This window comes from Desulfovibrio sp. 1188_IL3213 (genome assembly GCF_036763145.1).
Lineage (GTDB): Bacteria > Desulfobacterota > Desulfovibrionia > Desulfovibrionales > Desulfovibrionaceae > Desulfovibrio.
On the sequence record NZ_JBAIYR010000241.1, the window covers coordinates 1 to 3,527 of the forward strand.

3 protein-coding genes are annotated in these 3,527 nt (G+C 58.5%); all 3 read left to right on the forward strand.

Going from position 1 to position 3,527, the window contains the following annotated elements; genetic code table 11:
- On the forward strand, positions 1–1,146 hold a 1,146-nt coding region (gene ahbD / locus V6C16_RS09520; protein WP_442886216.1), incomplete at its 5' end, for a heme b synthase.
- Positions 1,146–1,664 carry a siroheme decarboxylase subunit alpha gene (ahbA, locus tag V6C16_RS09525; protein WP_333535260.1) on the forward strand — a complete coding sequence of 173 codons (519 nt, stop codon included), beginning with the start codon at positions 1,146–1,148 and terminating at the stop codon, positions 1,662–1,664. The genes ahbD and ahbA, both read left to right, overlap by 1 nt.
- 1,031 nt (positions 1,665–2,695) lie before the next feature.
- The coding region (locus V6C16_RS09530) for a D-alanyl-D-alanine carboxypeptidase family protein (RefSeq protein WP_333543080.1) at positions 2,696–3,527 on the forward strand (832 nt) is incomplete at its 3' end.

The window sequence follows — 3,527 nt, forward strand, 5'->3', positions numbered from 1 at the left end:
CAGTCTGGAGGTCATCCCGGAGGCCACGGCATGAGCGCCCCCCTGCGCACCCTTGAAGACGGCAGCCCCGCCTGCCGCCTCATTGCCTGGGAAGTTACGCGCTCCTGCAATCTGGCCTGTAAGCACTGCCGCGCCGAGGCCCATCCCGAGCCGTATCCCGGCGAGCTTTCCACGACCGAAGCCAAGGCCCTTATTGACACCTTCACCGAGGTGGGCAGGCCCATCATCATCTTCACCGGCGGCGACCCGATGATGCGCCCCGATGTGTATGACCTGGTGGCTTATGCCCACAGCAAGGGCCTGCCGTGCGCCTTTTCGCCCAACGGAACCCTTATCACGCCGGAAAGCGCGCAAAAAATCAAAGCTGCGGGCGTCAACCGCTGCTCCATCTCCATTGACGGGGCGGATGCGGCCAGTCATGACAGTTTTCGCGGGGTTCCCGGCGCGTTTGAAGCCTCCATGCGCGGCATCGAGTATCTCAAGGCCGCTGGCGTACCGTTTCAGATCAATACCACGGTCACGCGCAACAACCTCACAAGCTTCAAAAAGATATTTGAACTGTGCGAGCGCATCGGCGCGGCGGCCTGGCATATCTTTCTTCTGGTTCCTATGGGCCGGGCCGCGGGCCTGGCCGATCAGGTGATCACGGCCCAGGAATACGAAGACGTGCTGCATTGGCTGTACGATTTTCGCAAAACCACCAAGATGCACCTCAAGGCCACCTGCGCGCCGCACTATTACCGCATCATGCGCCAGCGGGCCAAAGAGGAGGGCATGAGCGTCACCCCCGAAAACTTCGGCATGGACGCCCTCACGCGCGGCTGCCTCGGCGGCACGGGCTTCTGTTTTATCAGCCATGTGGGCCAGGTGCAGCCATGCGGCTATCTGGAACTTGATTGCGGCAATATACGCCAAACGCCCTTCCCCAAAATCTGGCGCGAAAGCAAACACTTTTTGCAGTTCCGCGACCAGTCCTGCTACACGGGAAAATGCGGCGAGTGCGAATATCACAAGGTCTGCGGCGGCTGCCGCGCCCGCGCTCACAGCATGGACGGCGACCATATGGGCGAAGAGCCGCTGTGCACCTATATTCCGGCCAAAATGCGTAAAAAAGGCCGCGACGGCACGTCCGGGGAGAAAAAATAATGACCACGCAAACATCCGCCGCCAGCCACCCCACAAAGCAGGCCAACGCCACTCTTGCCGCACTGGACAGCGTGGACAGACAGCTGCTGGACATCATCCAGACGGACTTTCCCCTGTCGCCGCGCCCTTACGCGGAACTGGGGCAGCGCCTGGGCCTGGACGAGCAGGAAGTGCTCGACCGCGTACGCGACCTCAAGGCCCGCAAAATCATCAGACGGCTCGGGGCCAACTTTCAGTCCGCCAAGCTGGGCTTTGTGTCCACCCTGTGTGCGGCCAAGGTTCCCCAGGATAAAATGGACGCCTTTGTGGCCGAGGTTAACGCCAAGCCGGGCGTGACCCACAACTATCTGCGCGAACACGATTACAATATCTGGTTTACCCTCATAAGCCCGTCGCGGGAAGAAACACAGGCCATCCTTGACGGCATTACCCAGGCAACGGGCGTACCCATTCTCAACCTGCCCGCCACAAAACTGTTCAAAATCCGCGTGGACTTCCGCATGGATGGCGACAACTGAGGCAAGCAACACCACGAAGCCCTGCTGCGCGAATGCAACGGATGCTACGAATGCTACGGACGCGAAACAGCAGACAGGCCAGGTACTACCAGGCGCAGTGCCGCTTCGCCTCCGCAAGCCGCGCAGCGCCCTGATCAAGGCACGCCGCCCCACGCAAACTGTTTAGAGCAGTTAACGAATGAAATGAGTTAACTGCTCTGCAAGGATTTTCTTGAAAATCCTTGCCACGAAATGCGAGAAGGCAGGCTTTTGCCTGCCGTAAGCGAGCATTTCAAGTGTTAAATGCTCTAGACAGTGTCGTCACGAGATGAATTTCCTTGGTATCTCAAGGAGAACGAGCCTTTTATGCAGGGAGTGTACTCTTATGGTACTCGACCGGAATAAAAGGCGAAGTTCGACGCAGAGATACCGGGAAAGGCGCTCGTGACGACACTGTCTAGAGCAGATTAACTTTGAGAATGTACATTCTCAAAGTTTAAGACACGCTCGCTTCGATGCTTAACCGCGCAAGTAAACTGCGCTGGCATCTTTGCGGCGGGCGACTGCTCACGCAGCCGCCAGAGCAACTTCAAAGTGAAACGGCTCTGGCTCCGTGCCACAGTTCCGGCCCGTTTTTGCCATGCAAGGACGGGCCGGATTTTTATGGATTTCTTATGGATTTTTTTGCGGGAGCATGAAGAAAATTTGCTGCAGCCGTAGCCGCAAACCGCGCGCAACGCCAAGCACAGGCAGACGCATTCTTGCAAAAGTATTCGCCACAAAATGTCACCCTCACTGCATACGCTGCCGCTGACCGGCGTCAGAAAATTTTTTGCGCAGCCTGTCGGGCAAAAAAATTCCCAAAACTGCCCCTGCTCACGAGCCTGTCGCACCCGCAAACTCTTGCCATGACGGGGCAACTTTAGTACACAGGCCAGAGGTATTTTAGTAAAATTCTAAACTTTCTCTTCATATGCTTGCCTGACCCGCGACCCAGATCAGCCCGCGTGGTCTGCCCTGCGCTTCCGTCAGGCCAAGCCCAAGGACGCACCATGCCCAGCCGTTACCGTCACAAGAGGCTCAATTTCCTCAATGTGTCCGCGTACTCCCTTGTTTTTCTGCTGCTGGCCTGCCTTATGCGTCCCGGCCCCTCTCAGGCGGCTCCGCCCATTCCTGAGCACGGCTTTCTGGAAACCAGTTCCGCAATCCTGTATGATCTGGACCACAACGTCATTCTTTTTGAGCAAAATGCCGACCAGCGCATTGCCCCGGCATCGCTGACCAAGGTGCTCTCGATGTTTCTGGCGCTGGACAGCGTGAACCAGGGCAAGCTCAGCCTGGACAAATCCATAACTGTCAGTCGAGTGGCCGCCGGAACCGGCGGTTCGCGTATGGGACTGCGGGAAAATGACGTGGTGAGCCTTGAGCAGTTGCTCATGGGCATGGCCGTGTCTTCAGGCAACGATGCCAGCATGGCCGTGGCGGAAGCTGTGGGCGGCTCGACCCCGGCTTTTGTCGCCATGATGAACGCCAAGGCCCAGGCCCTGGGCATGCGTGACAGCCAGTTCCGCAACCCCCACGGGCTGCCCGCCAGGGGCCAGTACACCACCGCGCGCGACATGCTCACCCTGGCGCGGGCCTACCTGCAAACCTATCCTCAGGCCCTGCGTTTTCACAACACACGCACCATCAGCCACAAAGGGCGCGTTACCTGGAACAAAAACCCTCTGCTGGGCCAATATCCCGGTGCGGACGGGCTTAAAACGGGATGGGTAAACGCTTCGGGCTACAATCTTATCTTCACGGCCAGCCAGGGTCCCAAGCGGCTGCTGGCCGTCATCCTGGGCGCGCCCGACTCGCAAACTCGCGGCGTGGAGGCATTCC

Bases quoted from the DNA above. Each gene is read 5' to 3' on its own strand.
- ahbA (WP_333535260.1), top strand. From the start codon at position 1,146: ATGACCACGCAAACATCCGCCGCCAGCCACCCCACAAAGCAGGCCAAC.